The following is a 20,066-nucleotide window of genomic DNA, read 5'->3' on the forward strand; positions in this document are numbered from 1 at the left end:
GCGCGGCACTTGTCCTCGCCAGCGCTTGTCGCGCGCGTCGTCACGCGCGCAAGCAACGACCGTTAGCAGGAATCGCGCCTATGGCGTGAAGCACTCTGTAAAGACACTTGCGGCTTCAACGATAAGTCACGCGAGATAGAAAGCGCCGTCCGATAAAACGTCCTGAACCTATCTTCGATGCACGTGCATCGGCGCTTCTTTCCGCTTCCGAATGCGCTTGCTCACAGTGGGCAGGTAAAACTTGCGAGAGCATATAAGCGGCTGAAGACGAAAGCGTGCCGGCGCCGTGCGAAACCTTTACGCGCGCTATGTGAACCGGCAGACTGGAGGCCCACTCATCATGTGACCCCTATGGAGCGCAGCATGCCATTTCCGGCACAAGATCACGGCTGTCCTGGCTGGAGCGGCGAAATGGCGCGGCGTATCAGTGAATTTGACTGGTCCGCAACCGAGGTCGGCGCGATCCCGAACTGGCCTCGCAGCCTGACCGCCACCGTGCAGCTGCTGCTTGCCTCGCCTGTGCCGCTCGTGCTGCTGTGGGGCAGATCCGGCCACATGATCTACAACGACGCTTACGCCGTTTTCGCGGGCGGACGGCATCCATATCTGTTGGGCTGTCCCGTCGAGATAGGCTGGCCCGAAGTTGCCGACTTCAATCGTCACGTCATGACTACGTGTCTTGCCGGCGGTACGCTGTCGTATCGCGACAAGGAACTCGTACTGCTGCGCGAAGGCAAACCCGAAGACGTGTGGATGGATCTGTACTACAGCCCCGTTGCCGACGACAGCGGCGCGCCCGCGGGCGTGCTCGCCATCGTCGTCGAGACCACGGGGCGTGTGTTGACCGAGCGCTGGCGGCAACGCGCCGAAGCGGAGCTGCACGAGACCAACGAACGCCTGCAACTCGCGCTCAATACCGGCGCCGTCCTCGGCACCTGCGTCGTCGACATGCGCACTCAAAAGATCACTGGCGACGAGCGCTTCGCCCGTACTTTCTCGTTGTCGGTGGACGAAACCGCTCGGGGTGTCGATCACCGCGCCGCGGCCAGAATGATCCATCCGGACGATCAGTCGCTGCTCGAACATCTGACCACCAAGGCGCTGTCCGGCGGCAAACCGTTTCGCGCCGAGTACCGGATACGCCGCCCAAATGGCGACTACGTGTGGGTGCAAGCGAACGGCCAGTGCGAGTTCGACGATAACGGCGTGCCCACTCGTTTTCCCGCCGTGCTGATCGACATCCACGAACGCAAGATCGCCGAACAGTCGCTGCGTCAGTTGACCGAGACGCTCGAACAGCGCGTTGCCGATGCGGTCGCCGCACGCGCATTCGCAGAGGAACAGTTGCGCCAGGCGCAAAAGATGGAAGCGATCGGCAGCCTCACGGGCGGCGTCGCGCACGACTTCAACAACGTGCTGCAAGTGATCAACGGCAATCTGCAGATGATGGCCGCCGACGCCGGCGATAGTCCCGCAACGCTGCGCCGTTTGTCGGCGGCGACCGATGCGGTGAAGCGCGGCGCGAAACTGGCCGCGCATCTACTGGCGTTCGCGCGCCGCCAGCCGCTTTCGCCGACGGTGCTCAATCCGCGCCGGCTGCTCGCGGGCATGAGCGAGATGCTGCATCGCGCGCTCGGCGAGACCATCACGATCAAAACGGTATTGAGCGACGATCTGTGGAACGTGCAGGCCGACCGGAACCAGCTCGAAAACGCGCTGCTTAATCTCGCGATCAATGGACGCGACGCGATGCAGTCCGACGGCACGCTCACTGTCCGTGCCGCGAACCGTGTGCTGGATGCCGCGTTTTGCAGCGACAAGGCGGAGCTGTCGCCGGGCGAATATGTCGTGTTCTCCATCACCGATACCGGCGCGGGCATGCAGCCAGAGGTGCTTGAACACGCGTTCGAACCGTTCTTCACGACCAAGCCCAACGGTCACGGAACGGGCCTTGGCCTCAGTATGGTGTTCGGCTTTGTCCGGCAAAGCGGCGGGCATACGCTGATTGAGAGCGAGGTGGGACAGGGCACGACCGTGTCGCTGTTCTTCCCGCGCTGCTGTGAGCCCGAAACACCCGAAACCGTCGATCAGACCACTACACCGCTGGGCGGCGGGGAAACGATCCTCGTTGTCGAAGACGATGCCGATGTGCGCCTGACCGCCGTCGAAATGCTCGCGCAACTCGGCTACAAGGTGCTAACTGCATCGAGTGGCGATGCGGCGCTCGAATTCATCCACAGCGACGTGCCGATCGACCTTTTGTTCACCGACGTGGTGATGCCGGGCAAGATAAAAAGTGTCGAACTGGCGCGCCGTGCCGCGGCGCGCTCGCCCGCGGTGCCGACTTTGTTCACGTCCGGTTATACGCGCGACGAGATCGTCCATCACGGCAAGCTCGATGCCGGCATTACGCTGCTGTCGAAACCGTACCGCCGCGACGATCTCGCGCGCAAGGTGCGAAGCGTGCTGCGCGCCTCGGCAGGGCCGGTTGCCGGTGTAACGCATGTCGGCAAGATGACTGACAGGGAAATCGCTGCGTGCGTGCCGCCCGTGGTTTACGATCCGTCGAGCGTCGACACGCCGGGCGTCGCCGCGCGCGGGCGCGAGGCTCTACAAGAGGTCGCCCCCGAAGTTGCGCCGGCGCGCTCACCGGCTCACGTGCTGCTCGTCGAGGACGACGCCGATTCGCGCGAGGCGCTGAGCAGCCTGCTCGGCGCGCTGGGCCTCGACTGCACGTCGGTGGCGAGCGCGGAAGAAGCGCTGCCGCTCGTGCCGGCGCAACGCTACGACATCCTGTGCACCGACATTACGCTACCGGGCATGTCGGGCGACAACCTCGCGCGCGCGGTTCTGCGCGCACAGCCGGACGTGCAAGTGCTGCTGGTGTCCGGTTACGGCGCGCATGCACCGATCGGCGACAGCATCCCCGGCGCGCGGATGCTCGGCAAACCGCTCGACATCGCTCAATTGCGGCGCGAACTTGCGCAGTGGCTCGATCCAATCGAAGCGGCCTCGTGACGCCGAGCGCCTCAATGCCCGGCATGCGCTTTTCGCACCGCACGCCGGAATGCGGCATATATTGGTTTATATCGATGAAGCCGCACGCGGCGCGAAGTGCGCAGCGCATACGCGCCCTGGTATGATGCCGGGCGCGCCGGCTTTTCTGTTGAATGGGCGCTTCACCTTCCGCCGCTTTTTGTCACGAGAGCTATCATGCCTGCCCAACACGACCCAGCCCCCGCTGCGAGCCCAAGCCCTGCCAAGCCCACGCGCAAAGAGCTGTCCATCACGGCGCGCAATCTTCTGATGGTAGCCGTCGGCGTGCTTGTCTTCGCGATGGTCTCGGGCGTAGTGCTGTATCAGCCGATCGCCTACGGCGACGCAATCCCGAACTTCGGCATCATTCTGATGCTGACGGTGCCGGTAATTGCGGGCGTCGCGTTTCGGGTCGGACTGGATGCGTGGCTAGAACGCAAGTAATGAATGAGTGGGCAGCGGTTCGTCGCTGCCCGCTACCCCGCGCCGCGCGGCACCACCACCCACACCTCCAGGCCGCCGCCCTCACGCGCGTGAAACTCCACCCTGCCACCGTGCAGCCGCGCGATCCGCTCGACAATCGCGAGCCCAAGCCCGGTGCCGCCGCTATGCGCTCGCGCGTTCCTGCCGCGTTGGAAGGGCGCCTTCAGCTGTTCGAGTTCTTCCGCCGATAACCCCTTGCCGCGGTCGCCGACAGCGACATACACCGCGTCGCCGGTCGCCCAACTACGCACCGCCAGTCCGCTGCCGCCGTACACGATCGCGTTCTGCATCAGATTCATCAGGAGCCGCATCATGCTCACCGGACGATAAGGAACCAGCGGCAAGCGCGCGAGCGACAGTTCGAACTCATGCCCGAGTCCCGCAAAGTCTCCGGCAAGCCGCTCGATCAACGCGTTCAGATTGCCGGGCTCGGCCGGCTCCCGCTCGCCGCTGCCTGCGTAATCCATGAACTGTTGCAAGATGGTTTCGATCTGGTCGAGGTAGGACTCCGCCGCCACTACGAAACTGCTGTCGCTGCTCTCCGGCATCGCCATGGCCATCGAAAGGCGTAGCTTGGTGAGCGGCGTTCGGATGTCGTGCGAGATGCCGGCAAGCATCAGCGCGCGCGTCGCTTCCGCTTGTTGCAACGCGTGCGTCATCTGATTGAAAGCGCTGCTCACCGCGGCAATTTCCAAAGGACCGCTGGTCGGCAACGGCGGCGGCGTGTCGCCGTCGCTCAGGCGCTGCGCCGCGCGCGTCAACTCCTGAAGCGGCCGGTTCAGGTGAAGCTGGATCGCATAGCCGGTCAACGCCGCCAGCGCGGCGAGGCCAAGCGACAGCAGGATGGCTGCGTCGAGCCCATTGCCCTGGGCGTCTTCGGGAATCGGCAGTGCGATCCAATACGGCGTAGCGGATGTGTCGGCACCGGTCGCAGCAGGGCCCGGCGCAGCGGACGTGTCAGCCCCGGATGCAGCAGGGCCCGGCGCAGCGGACGTGTCAGCCCCGGATGCAGCAGGGCCCGGCGCAGCGGACGTGTCAGCCCCGGACGCAGCAGGGCCCGGCGCAGCGGACGTGTCAGCCCCGGACGCAGCAGGGCCCGGCGCAGCGGACGTGTCAGCCCCGGACGCAGCAGGGCCCGGCGCCGCGGCTCCAGAAGCAGCGGCACCCGAAGCAGCGGCTCCCGGCGCAGCGCCGCCCGATCCATCGGCGGGAGCATGCATACGAATCCAGAGGCGTTGGCCGCCTTCGGTCTGCCAGCGCGCCTCCATGTCCGCCGGAAGATGCTCACGCAGACTCTCCAGAAACACCTTGCGTTGATAGTTGCGGTATCCGCGCAAGAGACTCGCCGGCGGCTCCGCCAGGGCATTGCCGGGAAGCCGTGTATGCGCGTCCAGACGCGCGGCCAACGCCTCGCGCGCGGCGCGCGGCGTGGATTGCAGCAGGTTGTCGAGCGTCGTCACATAGGTCGCGAACACCGCGGCCGCGCGCTCCACGCGAGGCCGCTGCACATAATGCAGCAGCACGCCGAGCGAGCACACCTGGCTCAATACGACGAGCGCGATCAGCAATGCAATATTGCGCGCGAGGAGCGTGCGCGGCAGCGCTCTTTGCAACAGTGAGCGCTTCATGAATCGACGTCCGCGATCAGCATGTAGCCGACGCCCCACACTGTCTTGATGAAGCGCGGCTTGGACGGATCGTCCTCGACGATCTGCCGCAAGCGCAGCACCTGCACGTCGATGCTGCGATCGAGCGCATCGTGATCGCGCCCTCGCGCGCGTGCGAGCAGATTGTCGCGGCTTACCGGCCGGTTCGGCGACGACGCGAGCGCAACCAGCAGCAGCATCTGCGCCGAGTGAATTTCCAGCAGCTCGCCGCCGCGCATGAGTTGCTGCTTGCCGACATCGAGCGCGAATTCGCCGAAGCGCACGCACTGCGACGTGACGGTCACTTCGCCCGAAGCCATCTTCTGACGGCGCAGCAGCGCATTGATTCGCGCCACCAGTTCGCGCGGAAGAAACGGCTTCGCGAGATAGTCGTCGGCGCCGGTTTCGAGACCCAGCACCCTGTCGAGCGGATCGCCCTTCGCGGTCAGCATCAGAATCGGCAACGTCTGGCCCTGCTCGCGCAAACGTGCACAAATCGCGAGCCCGTCTTCCTCGCCGATCATCAGGTCGAGTACCAGCAGATCGAACGGCTCGCGCTCGAGATAGCGGTCGAGCCGCTTGCCGTCTTCCGCGACTCTGACGTCGAAGCCCTGCCCGCGCAAGAAACGCTGCAGCATGTTGCGCAGTTCGACTTCGTCGTCGAGCACGATGATTTTAGCGGGGCGATCCATGCGAAAGCTCCTCGTTTCAGGCATCGTTTCGGGTCTTGCGCGCGGCCTGGCGTTCGGCAATGCGCTGCAACAGCACGTAGAACGACGGAATGAACAGCACGGCAATGCACGTGGAAGCCAGCATACCGGAGAACACCGCGATACCGAGCGAGCGGCGCGCGCTCGCACTCGCGCCGGTGGCTATCACGAGCGGCACGACGCCGAGAATGAACGCGAACGACGTCATCATGATGGGCCGAAAACGCAGGCGCGCGGCTTCGACCGCGGCCTCCGCAATGCCTACGCCTTGCGTGCGCAAATGCCGGGCGAACTCTACGATCAGAATCGCGTTCTTCGCCGACAACGCGATCAACAGAACGAGGCCGATCTGCGTATACAGATTATTCGCGGCGCCGAGCAGTGCAAGCGTGCCGGCCGTGCCGAGCAGCGCGAGCGGCACCGCGAGCACGACCGCAACCGGCAGCAGCCAGCTTTCATATTGCGCGGCGAGCACGCAGAACACGAGCAGCACACCCACTGCGAAGACCCAGTAAGCAGAGTTGCCTACCAGCTTCTCCTGATACGACATCGCCGTCCATTCATAACCAACGCCGGCCGGCAGGATGCGAGCGGCTTCCTGCTCGAAAGCCCGGATCGCGTCCCCGGTGCTGTAGCCGCTCGCCGGATTGCCGTTGATGGCCGCCGCCGGCGCAAGGTTATAAAGCGTCGCGACCGCCGGACCGACGCTCGTATGGGCGTCGATGAAAGTGCCCAATTCGACCATATGTCCGCTGTTGCTGCGAATCTGCAAGCGGCGAATGTCGTCGGTCTCGCGGCGAAACGCGCCGTCCGCCTGCACGAATACGGGGAACGTGTGATTGAATGCGGTGAACTGATTGACGTAGGCGGAGCCCACGTAATCTTGCAGCAGATCGAATACATTGCCGACCGGCACTTGCAGCGATTCCGCCTTCGTGCGGTCGAGCGTCAGTTCGACGCTCGGCACCGAGGCGCGAAACGGACTGAACACGCGCTGCAGTTCCGGACGTTTCGACACGCTCGCGATCAGCGCATCCGTCGCGCTTTGCAGCCGTCGATAGTTCTGCGAGCCGTCGGTGAGCATCACCTGCATCTGCACGCCGCCGCTATTGCCGAGCCCCTGGATCGGCGGCGGCACGATCACGACGGAGCGCACGTCGGGCAGCTTCGCCAGCTCCCTGTTCATACGCAGATACAGCGAGCGCAGGTCTTCGCCCTTGCCGCGCTTGCTCCAGTCGTCGAGCGTTACGTAAATCAGCGCGGAATTCGGCACCGACGCGTTGTTATCGAGCGGCGATATACCGCCAATCGACACCACATGACTCACGCCGGGAATCGCCCCGATCCGCTTCTCGATCTGTGTGCTGGCCTCGCGCGTTCGCCCGAGCGATGCCGCGTCGGCGAGTTGCGCGGCGATCAGCATGTACCCCTGATCTTCGAGCGGAATGAAACTGGTCGGCACGCGCGTCAGCAGGAACGCCGATGCCGCGCCGAGCGCGAGCGCGATAACGAGCGCGAGCTTGCAGCGCGCAACGAACCACGAAACCACCTTGACGTAGCCGCTCTCCACGCGCGCATAGGCCCTGTCGAACACGCGGTACACCACGTTCGGTTTGCCAGGCCGCTGGTGCCGCAGCCAGCGCACGCTCTGCACCGGCTTGAGTGTCACCGCATTGATCGCGCTGATGACCGTGGTCGCAACCACCACGAGCGCGAACTGCCGGTACATCTGCCCCGTGACGCCGCCAAGAAACGCGGAAGGCAGAAACACCGACACAAGCACCAGCGTAATGCCGATGATCGGGCCGAGCAATTCATGCATGGCGTCGATGGCGGCCTGCTTCGGCGTCTTGCCCTGCTCGATATGCTGCGTGATACCTTCGACGACGACGATTGCATCGTCCACGACAATGCCGATCGCAAGCACGATCGCGAACAGCGTCAGCAGATTGATCGAGAAGCCCATCATGTAGATGGCGCCAAACGTGCCGACAATCGTGACGGGAATCGTCGTGGCGGGCACGAGCATCGCACGCCAGTTCTGCAGAAACAGCAGGATCACCGCGAGCACGAGCAACGCCGCCTCGAAGAGCGTCTTGTACACATCGATCACGGATTGCCGCACGAAGGTCGTCGTATCGAAGGGCAACTGATAGGTGACGCCCTTCGGCATGTCTTTCGCGAGGCGCGCCATGGTCTCCTTTACCGCATTGCCGACCTCGAGCGCATTTGCTTCGGGTAACTGATAGATGGCGATACCGGCCGCGGGCTTGCCGTCGAGATTGAAGAACTGGCCGTAGCTCGACGAGCCTAGCTCGGTGCGCCCGACATCGCGGATCCGCACGAAGTGGCCGCCGTCGTTCGAATCCGCCTTCACGATGATGTCGTCGAATTCATGCGGATTGGAAAGCACGCCGCGCATGGTCACGGTGAGCTGAAACGCCCGGCCGCCCGCGTTCGGTTCCGAGCCGAGCTGGCCCGCGCTCACGTCCTTGCTCTGGCTCTGTATGGCCTGCATGACGTCGGCTGCGCTCAGATTGCGCTCGCTAAGCTTTTGCGGATCGAGCCAGACGCGCATGCTGTACTGCCCGGTGCCGAACACAGTGACGTCGCCGACGCCCGGCAAACGCGCAAGCGTGTCGCGCAGATAAATGACCGCGTAGTTGCTGAGAAAGAGCGAATCGTATTTCGGGTCCGGCGATTGCAGCGTGTACAACTGCAGAATCGCGGTGGAGCGCTTCCTCACGGTCACGCCCTGTTGTTGGACTGCTTGGGGCAGTTGCGCGGTGGCGGCCGACACACGGTTCTGCACGAGCACCTGCGCCTTGTCGACGTCGGTGCCCACGGCGAACGTAACGGTGAGCGTGTAGGTGCCGTCGTTCGTACTGGTCGACTGCATGTACAGCGCGTTTTCCACTCCGTTGACCTGTGCTTCTATCGGCAACGCGACGCGGTCGATCACCGTCGTCGCGCTCGCGCCCGGAAAGTGCGCGACTACCTGCACGGTAGGCGGCGTGATCGGCGGATATTGCGCGATGGGCAGATTGATGAGCGCGACCGCGCCGAGCAGCATCGCGATCAACGCAATCACGTTGGCGAATACGGGGCGCTCGACGAAGAAGCGAATCATGAACGGCCCTGCGCTACGGCATCGACTGTCTGCACCTTGATGCCCGGCGCGACGGCGAGGCCCCCGCCGGTCACGACCCGGTCCGACGCACCGAGGCCGCTCTTGATCGCGCGCAGCGAACCGTACAGGCCGCCCGTCGTGACGCCGCGCTTCTCGATCACGCCGCCGGCGTTCACGACCAGCACGGAAGCGCCGGCCTGCTCACGCAGCAACGCGGTATCCGGCACGAGCAGCACCTTTTGCGGCGCACCCGCCGGAATATGCACTTCGACCGACATGCCCGGGATCAGATGCGCGTCGCGATTCTCGATGTCGGCGCGCAGCTTGATCGCGCCGCTCGCCGGATCGACTCGCGTATCGACGAATTCGAGCGCGGCGTCCTCGCCTTGCTCCGGCTTGGCGCCGATCAGATTGACGCGCACGCTGCGCGGCGCTCGCGTGAAGAGGCCGATGCGATTCGCGTCGCGCTCGTTCAGCGTGAAGTTCACATATACCGGCTGGATGCGATCCAGCGTGGCGAGCCTGGTCGAATCCGATCCGCCCACCACATTGCCGACGTCGAACGCGCGCGCGCCGATGCGGCCCGCGAACGGTGCGCGTATTTCCGTGTAGCCGAGGTTGATGCGCGACATGTCGCGCTTCGCCAGCGCCTGGTCGCGGGTGGTCTGCGCCTTTTGCAGCGACGACTCCGAAGTCGCGTTGTCCGACGTGAGCTCCTTCTGGCGCGTCAGTTCCTGATTGGCGTTATCGAGCGAGGCCTGGTCGTAGACGAGTTGTGCGCGATAGGTGTCCGGCTCGATGCGAAACAGCAGTTGCCCTTGCTTCACATTAGCGCCGTCTATGAAGCCGATTTCCTTCAGTACGCCCTGAACGCGCGCGACCAGCGTGACCGTTGCCGACGGTGCGACGCTGCCGGTCAGATCGAGTTGCTCGCGCACCTCGCGCGACTCGGGGCGCATGACGATGACTTGCGGCAACGGCGCGGTCTGTGCAGCTGGCGCATTGCCGTCGTGGCATCCGCTCAATACGGCGCTTAATGCCGTCAGCATGACGACGCAAGGCAAGGCGCTCAACGGGCGGTACGATGCGGCGTGAAACGCTGGACGTCGCGGCTCTGCCAGCGCATAGGCATTCGCTGTGCCCTCGCCCACTCCTCTTCGCTTGGCCATTTTGTTATTCCCGCGTCGTCATTTACTGTCCGCCGGCGAGTTCGCGCTCGCGCGCGCCAGCGCGGAATTGGCAGGCGGGTTCAACAGACGTCCCCAATCCGTGCGCCGCGCCATCTCTTCGGCGATCCGTTCGCTCACTACCTGCTGACCTTGCGCGACTTCCCATCCTCCGCCGAGTGCGCGATACAGCGACACCGCCGCAAGCGCTGCAATCCCCTGGTTCTGCGCGAGCGAATCGCCGTCGCGCAACGCCGAGCGCGAAGCGTCCAGCACCGAGTCGTAAGTCACGGAGCCGGAGCGATATTGGATGTTGGCAAGCCGCAATGCGCGCTGCGATGCGTCAGAAGCGCGCGACGACGCCGCGAGCGCATCGAGCGATGTGCGAAGCGCGGCAATCGCGTCTTCCACTTCTTTCTGCGCTTGCAGCACTGTGTTTTGATAGTCGAGCACCGCTTCCTGGAACGCCGCGTCCTGAATTCGCACGGCGTTCTGCAACTGCGTCCGGTCGAGAATGGGTAGCGAAATGCCCGCCGAAAAGAGGCCAATCGTCTTGCCGCCCCATTGCGACAGTCCAATGCCGTGCTGTTCGCCGGATGACAAGCCGAACAGTCCCGTCAGCGATAACGACGGATACAGCTTCGCCTTCGCCGCGCCGATCAGCGCCGACTGCGCCGCCGCGTTGAGCGCAGCCTGACGCACGTCGGGACGGCGCCGCAATAAATCGGCGGGAATGCCTACGTCGATCTGCGTGGGCGGCACGGGGATCGCACTGCTGCCTTTTAGTTGCGCGTCGACGGCGTCGGGCGGATCGGCGAGCAGCACCGCGAGCGTGTCGCGATCCTGCACGCGCGCCTTGATGAGCGGCGGAATCTGCGCCTCGGTTTCGGCTACCAGCGTGGCGGCCTGCTCGACGTCGAGCTGACTCGACGCGCCGCGTTTGTAGCGCGCCTGCGTGAGCGTGAGGCTATCCTGAACGGACTTGAGGTTCTGCCGGGCCACGACGATGCGCTGCTCCAACGCGCGCAGATCGATGTATGCGTTGGCGACATCGGCGAACATGGACACCAACGCGTTGTCATACGCTGCCTCGGACACGCGTAATTGCGCACGATCCGATTCGATCTGCCGGCGGTATTTGCCCCAGAAATCGATCTCCCACCCTGCGTGCACGTGCAGATGCTCGGCCCATAAATGAGCCGGCGGTATCGGCCCGACCCCGCTCGTGTTGATATGGCTCGCGCCAACCGACACGCTGCCCGATTGCGGCAGGAGATTTTCCTCACTGATCGCAAGCTGCGCCCGCGCCTTGAAGATATGCAGACCCGCTACCTGCAGCGACAGGTTGCGCTCATAAGCGCGCTGTTCCAGGGCGCTCAGCACCGGATCGTTGAACGCCTTCCACCACGCGGCCTGAGCGGCGGGCGCGCTCTGCGCGGCAGGGGGCAAGCTTTCCAGCCACTGGTTCTCCAGCGTGACGTCGGGCTCCTTGAAGTCCGGGCCAACGCTGATGCAACCGCTCAGCGCCGCGCCCATCGACACGACGATCGATACGCTTACTAGACGCAAACGGCTTGACGTGGCAGGTTTCATCGCGTGAATCGGGCGTCAATGGCTGAGTGAGGGGTTCATGACGGCTGGGGCAAGCGCGCGGCACCGGCGTCGTGCGGTTTCGCGGCAAAGCGCGCCGCTCAGTGCACGGCTTAATGCGCCGCTTGGTGCGCCGCTCAGTGCGCCCCTTAATGCGCTGCACCGCGTTCGCGCATATATGCCTCGATCTCCGGCAACGTCACGTAGCCGAGCTTCTGCGTGTCGATCTCGTCGAAGTGGCTTGCCACCATCGGCATGCCGGCCACGGCCTGCTCTTTCGTGAGCTTGCCGTCATGCGTGGTATTGGCATTCGCAAAACGCGTTTGCAGCTGCGCAACCATGCGCTCCATGCGCTGCGGATTGCCGCCTTGCGGCGCGGCCTGAGCGAACGTGACGGTGGACGCGCAGCACAGCAGGACGGCGGCGAGCAATTTTTTCATGACTGACTCCTTCGATAAGCCAACGAGCGTCGCCTGCTTGTGCCGCGATCCGTTCAATGACAGGCCGAATTCTTGTGGAACCAAAGCCGCAAAGCAATTGCAGAGTTATGTCGATTAATGTCATGAAGCGCCAGCTGCCTCGCGAAGCGCCGGGCGCATGGCGGAGTGTCGCCCTGTTGCCGCCGTTTGCTGCCGTTTGCTGCCGTTTGTTGCCGCGTAATGTCGGCTACAGCTGTCCATTGCCGCGCGCCGCGACGGGCGCGGCGTGACATCGAATGAAATGAACGAGTGCTACCGTCTGGCGACGATTTGCGTAATTCTGATCTCGCGCCGCTCCGTGATGGAACAGGCCGATAGCGGCAATGGCGCGTGCTTGAGCATACGACATGCGGCCTGCAAGAAGGCCTGGTGAATTCCCCTTGTCCTGAGGAATTGGGGGAACACTACTTGCTCACCCATCCAAGTAGTGCCGGAGCTGGTTTGCCGTTCACCTCTTTTCCCGGATCACGTCGATGAACTATCCGAACCTGGACAGCGAGATCGCCCATCTCGAACTCGTGTTAGGGCGAATTTCGGTCAATGACCGCATTCCTCTTTCGTATTGGGAAAACCGCCTGCGCCTGCTGTCGGGTGCGTCGCTGGTGCCGGTGCAACGCGCCCGGCTGGCGCGTCTCGAAGCCGTGCTCGGCGTACTGCGTGATTCCGAAGAAGCCGTTTTCGAAGCGCCTGCTGGGCGCTCGAAGGACGGCCGTTCATGACTGAAGCGACTAAGGAACCGCAACAGAAAGCACCCGTTGCAACGGCCCGCAACGGTGCGCCGCGCGCCGAGGACGCCGGCGCGGACTCGCCGCATCTGAACGAGGGCGAGCAGGACCAGGCGGCACATCACACCGCCCCGCACGCGCTCGTGCTGCATGAGATCGTCCGCGAAGAGGGCGAAGCCGCGCTTGAGCGGACCATCGGCGCGTTGATCTGGTCGTCGCTCGCCGCCGGTCTGTCCATGGGCTTTTCGTTTCTCACGCAAGCCGTGCTCGAAGCCGGCTTGCCGGACACGCCATGGCGCCATCTGGTGTCGAGCTTCGGTTATTCGATGGGTTTCGTGCTCGTCATCATGGGGCGGCAGCAGCTTTTTACCGAGAGCACGCTGACCGTGGTGCTGCCCGTGTTGACGCGGCGCGATCCGCTCACGCTGCTTAAAGCGATGCGTCTATGGGCCGTGGTGCTCGTCTTCAACCTCATCAGCACATGGATCTTCGCGGCGATGCTACGCATTCCCGATGTCTTCTCGCCCGCGGTGGTGAATGCATTCGGCGACGTGTCGCGCGCGGCGGTCGGCTCGGAACACATGCTGCCGACCATGGTCAAGGCGGTCTTCGCGGGCTGGCTGATCGCACTGATGGTGTGGCTGTTGCCGAGCGCGCGCTCGGGGCGCCTGTTGACCGTGCTGCTGATTACCTATGTGGTCGCCGTCAGCCATCTTTCGCACATCATCGCCGGATCGACGGAGGTTGCTTATGCGTTCCTGAGCGGCGACGCCAGCCTGCACGACTACTTCTTGCGCTTCATCGTGCCGACGCTCGTCGGCAACACCGTGGGCGGGATGTCGCTGGTTGCGCTGCTCAATCACGCGGCCATTGCGCCGGAAATCAACGGCCATCGCTAAGCGGGCAAAGTACCCCGGGGCCGCCTGGCGCAGGACGCGCGGCGGCCCTCTTGACGAGCCGGCGCGTCAGCCGGTCAGAATGCGCGCGCCGAGTGCGAGCACCAGCGCGGGCAGCATGACCACGACGCCGACCTTCAGGAACTTCATGAAGCTCACGTCCTCGCCTTCGCGGCGGATCGCATTGAGCCAAAGAATGGTCGCAAGCGACCCGGTGATTGACATGTTGGGTCCGAGGTCGACGCCGATCAGCAGCGCGTCGATCACGCGCTCCGGGCTATGCGCCTGCATCACCGTGGAACTGGCGATCAGGCCGGCCGGCAGATTGTTCATCAGATTGCTGCCGATCGCGATGGCACTGCCGGCCCACCCCGCTGTTGTCATCTCGTTGTGCGCGGCGGCCGTGCGCGTTAGCGCTGCCAGCATGCTGATCACGCCGGTGTAGTCGAGCATCTCGACGAGAACGAACAGCGCGGCCACGAGCGGCAGCACGCTCCACGATATCTCGCGGATCATCGGCAGCGGCGATTTGCGCTCCTGGATCAGCACGACGAGCGCGGTCGCCGCGCCGAGTATCGCGGTGGGCAGCCCCAACTGAATGTCGAACGCCGATACCGCCAGCAGCACGACGGCCGTGACGGCGATGCCGGCGAGCGCCACGCGTCCGCTCGACGAAAGCCGAAGCGGCTCGAGGTTCGCCTCGCAGCTTCCGGCAAGCGCCTTGCGCTGCGTCCAGCGCAGCAGCATATACGTGGCGACGATCGACAGCAGCGACGGCAGCGCGAAGCGCATCAGCCACGGCACAAGCGCGGGGGTGTGATTGCCGTACAGCACGATATTGGCCGGATTGGATATCGGCAGCACGAAGCTGGCTGCGTTTGCAATGAACGCGCACACGAACAACAACGGCAGTGGATCGGTCTTCGCCTTCTTCGCGGCGGCGAACACAGCCGGCGTGAGGACGACCGCGGTCGCGTCGTTCGAAAGAAAGGCGGTAATGACCACGCCGACCAGATAGACCAACAGGAAAAGCTTGCGCGGTGAACCTTGCGCATGGTTGACGGCGAGCACCGCGACCCAGTCGAACAGCCCCTCGCGGCGCCCGACCTCCGAGAGCAGCATCATGCCGGAGAGAAACAGATAGACGTCGGTGCCCTTGCCGACGGCTTCGACCGCGAGATGCAACGGCAACAGCCCGAGCGAAACCAGCAGCAGCGCGCCGGCCACGGCCCACACCGCTTCTGGCCATTTGAAGGGACGGGTGATCACGCCGGCCGTCGCGAAGGCGGCGATACCCCATGAAAGGAAAATCGAAGTCACAACGAAAGCCCTGAATGGATGGTTGTACGTGGGCAAAGCCCGGTGCGCAGGATACCCCAACTCGGCCCCGGCTCAGCTTGCCTTCGCCCGCCGTTGCAAGTCGCGAGCCAGAACGGCATTAACGTCACCAGTACAACAATGTGTTCTCGCGTGCCCGCCTATTCAGTCTTCATTGACCTGCCTACTATTCGCAGTCACCGCCACGACGCCTAACCGACGAGTATGAACGACATGTCCCGCCGCACCAATTCAAGCCGTTACCACGGCGCCGCAATCGCCCTGCACTGGCTGATCGCCGTGCTGATCGTCGGCGGCTTTTATCTGGGCTGGATCATGACGGACATTCCCGGCTTCACGCCGACGAAACTCAAGTATTTCTCGTGGCACAAATGGATCGGCGTCACCGTGTTGATGCTCGCCGTGGCCCGCGTGTTGTGGCGAGCGACGCATCGCGCGCCGGCTCTGGACAGCGCAACGCCCGCGTGGCAAAAGGCGGCGGCCCATGTCGTGCACGGCCTGCTGTATGTGCTGATGCTGGCGATTCCGGTGTCGGGCTATCTGTACAGCTCGGCGGCGGGAATTCAGGTGGTGTATCTCGGCATCGTGCCGCTGCCGACTTTCATCGGCCCGGATCAGGCGCTCAAGGCTACGCTGCGAACAGTACATGTGCTGCTCAATTACACGCTGCTCGCGCTGGTCGCCATGCATGTGCTCGCGGCGCTGAAGCATCAGTTTGTCGACCGCGACGGACTGCTCGCGCGGATGATTCCGTTCCTCAAGTAACAGTCATCGGCGCCCATTCGCTACAGCCTGTTGGCAATCAAATTCCCCGCTGTGTGCAATGAATGCGCACGGGTTCGATAGGATGCGTATCACCATGAAAAACACACTCCATCACTCCATCCTCGCCGGCGTGGCCGCCCTTTCACTTTTTGGTGTGGGCCTCGCGCACGCCGACGTCGACACGAGCAAAAGCACCGTAATCGCCACGACGAAGCAGATGAACGTGCCCGTCGACGGCAAGTTCAGGAAGTTTTCGGCGCAACTGTCCTTCGATCCGGCGAAGCCGACCGCAGGAAGCGCGAACCTGTCGATCGACACCGGCAGCTACGACCTCGGCGCGGACGACTACAACAAGCAGGCGCAAGGCAAGGAATGGTTCGACAGCGCCACGTATCCGGCCGCGACGTTTGTGTCCAGCGCGATCGCGCCCGCGGGCGGCAATCAGTACAAGATCACCGGCAAGCTGACCATCAAGGGCAAATCGCAGACCGTGGTGGTGCCCGTCACAATTGCAAGCCAGGGCCCGACGCAGACGTTCGACGGCTCACTGCCGATCAAACGCTCGCAGTACGACGTTGGCACCGGCGAATGGAAGGACACGTCGGTCGTAGCCGATGAAGTCGTCATCAAATTTCACCTGGTCGCTTCGAAGAAGTGATTAGAAAAACCGAAGCAAAACCTCAAGCTTAATAGCACTTTTTGAAAACCTGGAGAACATCTTGAAGAAACAATTCCTGCTCGCCGCCGGCGCGCTCGCCACCGCATTGTCGTTCAGCGCAATGGCCGCCGACACCTACCAGCTCGATCCGACCCACACGTACCCCAGCTTCGAAACCGATCACTTCGGCGGCGTGTCGATCTGGCGCGGCAAGTTCAAGAAGAGCAGCGGCACCGTTGTGCTCGACCGCGCGGCAAAGACCGGCACGGTCGACGTGACGATCGACATGAGCTCGGTGGATATCGGCAATGACAAGCTCGATTCCGAACTGGTCGGCGACAAGTTCTTCGACGTCGCGACGTACCCGAGAGCGACCTACAAGGGCACGCAAATCCGCTTCGACGGCGACAAGCCGGTGGAAGTGATCGGCACGCTGACCATGCATGGCGTGACCAAGCCGGTCAACCTGAAGATCGAGTCGTTCAAGTGCTTCGTGAACCCGATGCTCAAGCGCGAAGTGTGCGGCACCGAGTCCACCGCAACCTTCAACCGCGATGACTTCGGCGTCGACTTCGGCAAGACCTACGGCTTCAAGATGCAGACCACGCTGCACATTCAAGCCGAAGGCATCAAGCAGTAAAGTCACGGCGGGCGCTGCCAGGCGCCTGCCGGGCTGACGCACGCCCTTGCCCGCGCGGTCAGCACAACGCGACCGCGCTTCGCCTCTATCCGACCACCTCGTTCTGCAAAGGCAAGTTCTTCTCGAACGCCGAGACGCTTTCGAGCGTGGTTTCGCAGATGGTCGTCAGCGCCTCGTGCGTCAGATAGGCCTGATGCCCAGTGACGATGACGTTTGGAAACGAGACGAGGCGCTGAAAGACGTCGTCGGTGATGATCTCGCTGGAGCGATCGCGAAAGAAGAGACTACTCTCCTGTTCGTACACGTCGATTCCAAGCCCGCCGAGCTGACCGGTCTTCAACGCGTCGATAGCGGCCTCGGTGTCGATCAGTCCGCCCCGGCTAGTGTTGACCAGTATCGCGCCCGGCTTCGCACGCTTAAGCGTTTCGGAATTGATGATGTGGTGTGTCGTCGGCGTGAGGGGACAATGCAGCGAAATGATGTCGGCTTGTTCCCCGATCTCGCCCGGCTTCGCATAGCTGAGACCCAGCGCCTCGAATTCCGCTGACGGGTGCGGATCGAAGCCAATCACCCTGCAGCCGAAGCCGAGCATGATCTTCGCGAACACGCAGCCAATCTTGCCCGTTCCGACCACCGCAACCGTCTTGCCGAAAAGATCGAAGCCGGTCAGCCCCTCGAGTGAGAAATTCGAGTCGCGGGTGCGATTGTACGCACGGTGGACCTTGCGGTTGACGGCGAGCAGTAGCGCCACGGCGTGCTCCGCCACGGAGTTCGGCGAATAGGTCACGACGCGCACCACCTTGATGCCGAGCCTTTTCGCCGCCTCGAGATCCACGTTGTTGTAGCCCGTGCAGCGCAACGCGAGCAGACGCGTTCCACCTTCGTGCAGTGCGGTCAGTACCGCCGCGTCCGCCTTGTCGTTGACGAAGATGCAGACCGCGCCGTAACCGGCGGCAAGACCGGCCGTGTCCTGCTCCAGCAAGACGTCGAAGTAATGCAGCTTGTGCTCACCGCTTCTGTTCGCCTCGTCGAGATATCGGCGTTCATAGCGCGTCGAGCTGAAGATCGCCACTTCCATGATGGACTCCTTGTGTATCGAGGGCCGACTTCGGTCACGTCTGGTCACGCACGTGCCGGTCTGTGCAGCTACGCTCAGCCGGCCGCAATCGCAATTGCGATCTGCACGAACAGCACCTTTACGATCGTCATCGACGGGAAGATCATCGCGTACATGATGTCCGGCTGATCGGTCGGCGCAACGCGGTTGGCGAACGCGAGAATCGCCGGGTTGCCGGTCGCGCCGCATATCACGCCGACCGACGTGTCGAACGACAGCCTGAAGATCCACAGGCAACATATAGCCGTCACGCCGACGAGCACCAGCAGCGTAATCACGCCATAGAGCAGCAACAGCGGCCCGGCGGTGCTCACGGTCGAGACGAATTTGGGCCCGCAAGCGATGCCCACTTGCGCGAGGAAGATCGTGAGCCCGAGATTGCGCAGCACGAGATTCGCTGAAAGCGGCATCACCCAGACGAACGGGCCGGTGCGGCGGGCCTTCCCCAGGCATAGCGCGACCAGCAGCAACGCCGCGAGACCCAGGCTGAACGCGCCGAGACCAGGAAAGCGCAGCGGTATCGCGCCGACTAGCAGCCCCGCGGCCGCGCCTATGCCTAGACAAATGAAACTGAGGTCGGCCGTGCTTTTGATCGAATCGCCGAAGAACGCCCGAACGCTCGCCTGGTGCGCGCGATTGACCAGCAGGCCGACCCTGTCGCCCGCTTCGAGAATGAGATCCGGAGTGGATAGCAAGTCGATGTCCCCGCGCCGCACGTGTGCGACCGAGCAGTTCACGCCTTCGGGGTAGCGCAGACTGCGCAGCGGCATTCCGACGACCGCCGGATTCGATGCGAACACGCGCATATAGTCGAGATCTTCCCGATGACTCGCGATTCGGCCGGGCTGCAACTCGCCGCAGAGCGCCGTTGCTTCGTCGAGCAGGCGGGGGTCCGTCGCGGTGACGAGGAGGACGTCGTCGCCGCGCAGAATGAAATCGTCGGTGACGAGCTGGTTGTGATGCGCGCGCCGCACGGCCGCGATTGCCACACCGGCAGGCAGGCGTGCCAACAGATCCGACACTTTCACACCGAAGAAAGCCGCGTTGTGTAGCGCAATTTCCGCAGTCTCCAGCACCTTCGCGGGCGGCTTGCGTATGTCGACTTTCAGGGCCAGCTTCAGCGCATAGATGAAGAGAATCGGACCGGCCACGCCGAACGGATATGCAACGCTATAGCCCACGGCGGCATCGTTGTTCTTCATAGCCGCGATCGCAACCTGCAAGCTCGCCGTGCTCGTGCCGCTGCCCGCGAACATGCCGAGAGCATCGGCGAGCGAAATGCCGAAATGGATCAAGCCGCACGCGACGAGACCCGAAGCGATCACACCGAGACATGCGGCTGCATTGGCCTTCATGCCCTCGCGGCTCGTGAGCCCGCGAAAGAACTGCGCGCCATACTGAATGCCGATGCCATAAAGAAACATCAACAGACCGAGCGTGCCGAGCAGTGCCGGCGGTGTGGATTTCGGCGCGAACGCGCCGAGCGCCAGTCCAACGAACAGCACGGCTCCGGATCCGAGAGCCACGCCCTTCACATTGATTTCGCCGATCAGGTAACCAACCGCAATGGTCAAAAAGAGCGCGAAAAGCGGCTGACTTTCGACGAAGGTTCTGACTGCATCCATGCCGCCTCCTGATGATCGACAAAGCGTTACTGCAGTACATAAAAATTAAAGTCGCTCGCCTG

The 20,066-nt window shown here is 63.4% G+C and carries 16 protein-coding genes; 7 read left to right on the forward strand and 9 right to left on the reverse strand.

Annotation, left to right across the window (positions count from 1 at the left end; all coding sequences use genetic code 11):
- The first annotated feature begins 363 nt into the window (after nucleotides 1-363).
- Both JMY24_RS16515 and JMY24_RS16520 read left to right on the forward strand, forming a co-directional pair.
- Nucleotides 364-3,018 (forward strand): response regulator, encoded by a 2,655-nt coding sequence (locus JMY24_RS16515; RefSeq protein ID WP_128597353.1) that lies wholly within the window; start codon nucleotides 364-366, stop codon nucleotides 3,016-3,018.
- Nucleotides 3,019-3,213: 195 nt separating this feature from the next.
- Nucleotides 3,214-3,480, forward strand: coding sequence for a hypothetical protein (locus tag JMY24_RS16520; protein WP_128597354.1), 267 nt, complete (start codon nucleotides 3,214-3,216; stop codon nucleotides 3,478-3,480).
- Between the two features lie 32 nt (nucleotides 3,481-3,512).
- Here JMY24_RS16520 and JMY24_RS38390 read toward each other — a convergent pair whose 3' ends face one another.
- The 6 genes from JMY24_RS38390 to JMY24_RS16555 form a co-directional block, all read right to left on the reverse strand.
- Nucleotides 3,513-5,147 (reverse strand): ATP-binding protein, encoded by a 1,635-nt coding sequence (locus tag JMY24_RS38390; protein ID WP_236597420.1) that lies wholly within the window; start codon nucleotides 5,145-5,147, stop codon nucleotides 3,513-3,515.
- Nucleotides 5,144-5,857, reverse strand: a complete 714-nt coding sequence (locus JMY24_RS16535) for a response regulator (RefSeq protein WP_128597479.1) — start codon at nucleotides 5,855-5,857, stop codon at nucleotides 5,144-5,146. Before JMY24_RS16535 ends, JMY24_RS38390 begins: the two co-directional genes overlap by 4 nt.
- Before the next feature lie 16 nt (nucleotides 5,858-5,873).
- Entirely contained in the window at nucleotides 5,874-9,005 is a 3,132-nt protein-coding gene (locus tag JMY24_RS16540) for an efflux RND transporter permease subunit (protein ID WP_201702465.1), read from the reverse strand.
- Nucleotides 9,002-10,174, reverse strand: a complete 1,173-nt coding sequence (locus JMY24_RS16545; RefSeq protein WP_201702466.1) for an efflux RND transporter periplasmic adaptor subunit — start codon at nucleotides 10,172-10,174, stop codon at nucleotides 9,002-9,004. Before JMY24_RS16545 ends, JMY24_RS16540 begins: the two co-directional genes overlap by 4 nt.
- 18 nt (nucleotides 10,175-10,192) lie before the next feature.
- On the reverse strand, nucleotides 10,193-11,764 hold the full coding sequence (locus JMY24_RS16550; RefSeq protein WP_128586422.1) for an efflux transporter outer membrane subunit: 1,572 nt from the start codon (nucleotides 11,762-11,764) through the stop codon (nucleotides 10,193-10,195).
- Between the two features lie 146 nt (nucleotides 11,765-11,910).
- Nucleotides 11,911-12,201, reverse strand: coding sequence for an EF-hand domain-containing protein (locus JMY24_RS16555; RefSeq protein WP_128586423.1), 291 nt, complete (start codon nucleotides 12,199-12,201; stop codon nucleotides 11,911-11,913).
- Nucleotides 12,202-12,713: 512 nt separating this feature from the next.
- Here JMY24_RS16555 and JMY24_RS16560 point away from each other — a divergent pair.
- Together JMY24_RS16560 and JMY24_RS16565 are read left to right on the forward strand one after the other, a co-directional pair.
- Entirely contained in the window at nucleotides 12,714-12,959 is a 246-nt protein-coding gene (locus tag JMY24_RS16560; protein WP_128597481.1) for a hypothetical protein, read from the forward strand.
- Nucleotides 12,956-13,864, forward strand: a complete 909-nt coding sequence (locus tag JMY24_RS16565; protein WP_201702467.1) for a formate/nitrite transporter family protein — start codon at nucleotides 12,956-12,958, stop codon at nucleotides 13,862-13,864. The genes JMY24_RS16560 and JMY24_RS16565 overlap by 4 nt, the downstream gene beginning before the upstream one ends.
- A 66-nt stretch (nucleotides 13,865-13,930) precedes the next feature.
- Here the strand turns inward: JMY24_RS16565 and JMY24_RS16570 are convergent, their stop codons facing one another.
- On the reverse strand, nucleotides 13,931-15,181 hold the full coding sequence (locus tag JMY24_RS16570) for an arsenic transporter (protein WP_128597482.1): 1,251 nt from the start codon (nucleotides 15,179-15,181) through the stop codon (nucleotides 13,931-13,933).
- Between the two features lie 222 nt (nucleotides 15,182-15,403).
- Between JMY24_RS16570 and JMY24_RS16575 the strand changes: the two genes are divergently transcribed.
- The 3 genes from JMY24_RS16575 to JMY24_RS16585 all read left to right on the forward strand — a co-directional run bounded on the left by JMY24_RS16575 (nucleotide 15,404) and on the right by JMY24_RS16585 (nucleotide 17,262).
- The gene (locus tag JMY24_RS16575) at nucleotides 15,404-15,964 is read left to right on the forward strand and encodes a cytochrome b (RefSeq protein ID WP_128597483.1); all 561 of its coding nucleotides are present in this window, start codon (nucleotides 15,404-15,406) and stop codon (nucleotides 15,962-15,964) included.
- Between the two features lie 94 nt (nucleotides 15,965-16,058).
- Nucleotides 16,059-16,622 (forward strand): YceI family protein, encoded by a 564-nt coding sequence (locus tag JMY24_RS16580; protein WP_201702468.1) that lies wholly within the window; start codon nucleotides 16,059-16,061, stop codon nucleotides 16,620-16,622.
- A gap of 61 nt (nucleotides 16,623-16,683) precedes the next feature.
- Nucleotides 16,684-17,262: a YceI family protein gene (locus JMY24_RS16585; RefSeq protein ID WP_128597484.1), complete on the forward strand. Its 579-nt coding sequence runs from the start codon at nucleotides 16,684-16,686 to the stop codon at nucleotides 17,260-17,262.
- A gap of 85 nt (nucleotides 17,263-17,347) precedes the next feature.
- On the opposite strand, the gene JMY24_RS16590 is transcribed toward JMY24_RS16585, so the two are convergent.
- Complete coding sequence (locus JMY24_RS16590; protein WP_128597485.1) at nucleotides 17,348-18,340, reverse strand: 2-hydroxyacid dehydrogenase; 993 nt, start codon at nucleotides 18,338-18,340, stop codon at nucleotides 17,348-17,350.
- Between the two features lie 74 nt (nucleotides 18,341-18,414).
- Complete coding sequence (locus tag JMY24_RS16595) at nucleotides 18,415-20,004, reverse strand: aspartate:alanine exchanger family transporter (protein ID WP_128597486.1); 1,590 nt, start codon at nucleotides 20,002-20,004, stop codon at nucleotides 18,415-18,417.
- Between the last annotated feature and the right edge of the window lie 62 nt (nucleotides 20,005-20,066).

The sequence above is a fragment of the Paraburkholderia kirstenboschensis genome, from assembly GCF_904848585.1.
Classification (GTDB): domain Bacteria; phylum Pseudomonadota; class Gammaproteobacteria; order Burkholderiales; family Burkholderiaceae; genus Paraburkholderia; species Paraburkholderia kirstenboschensis.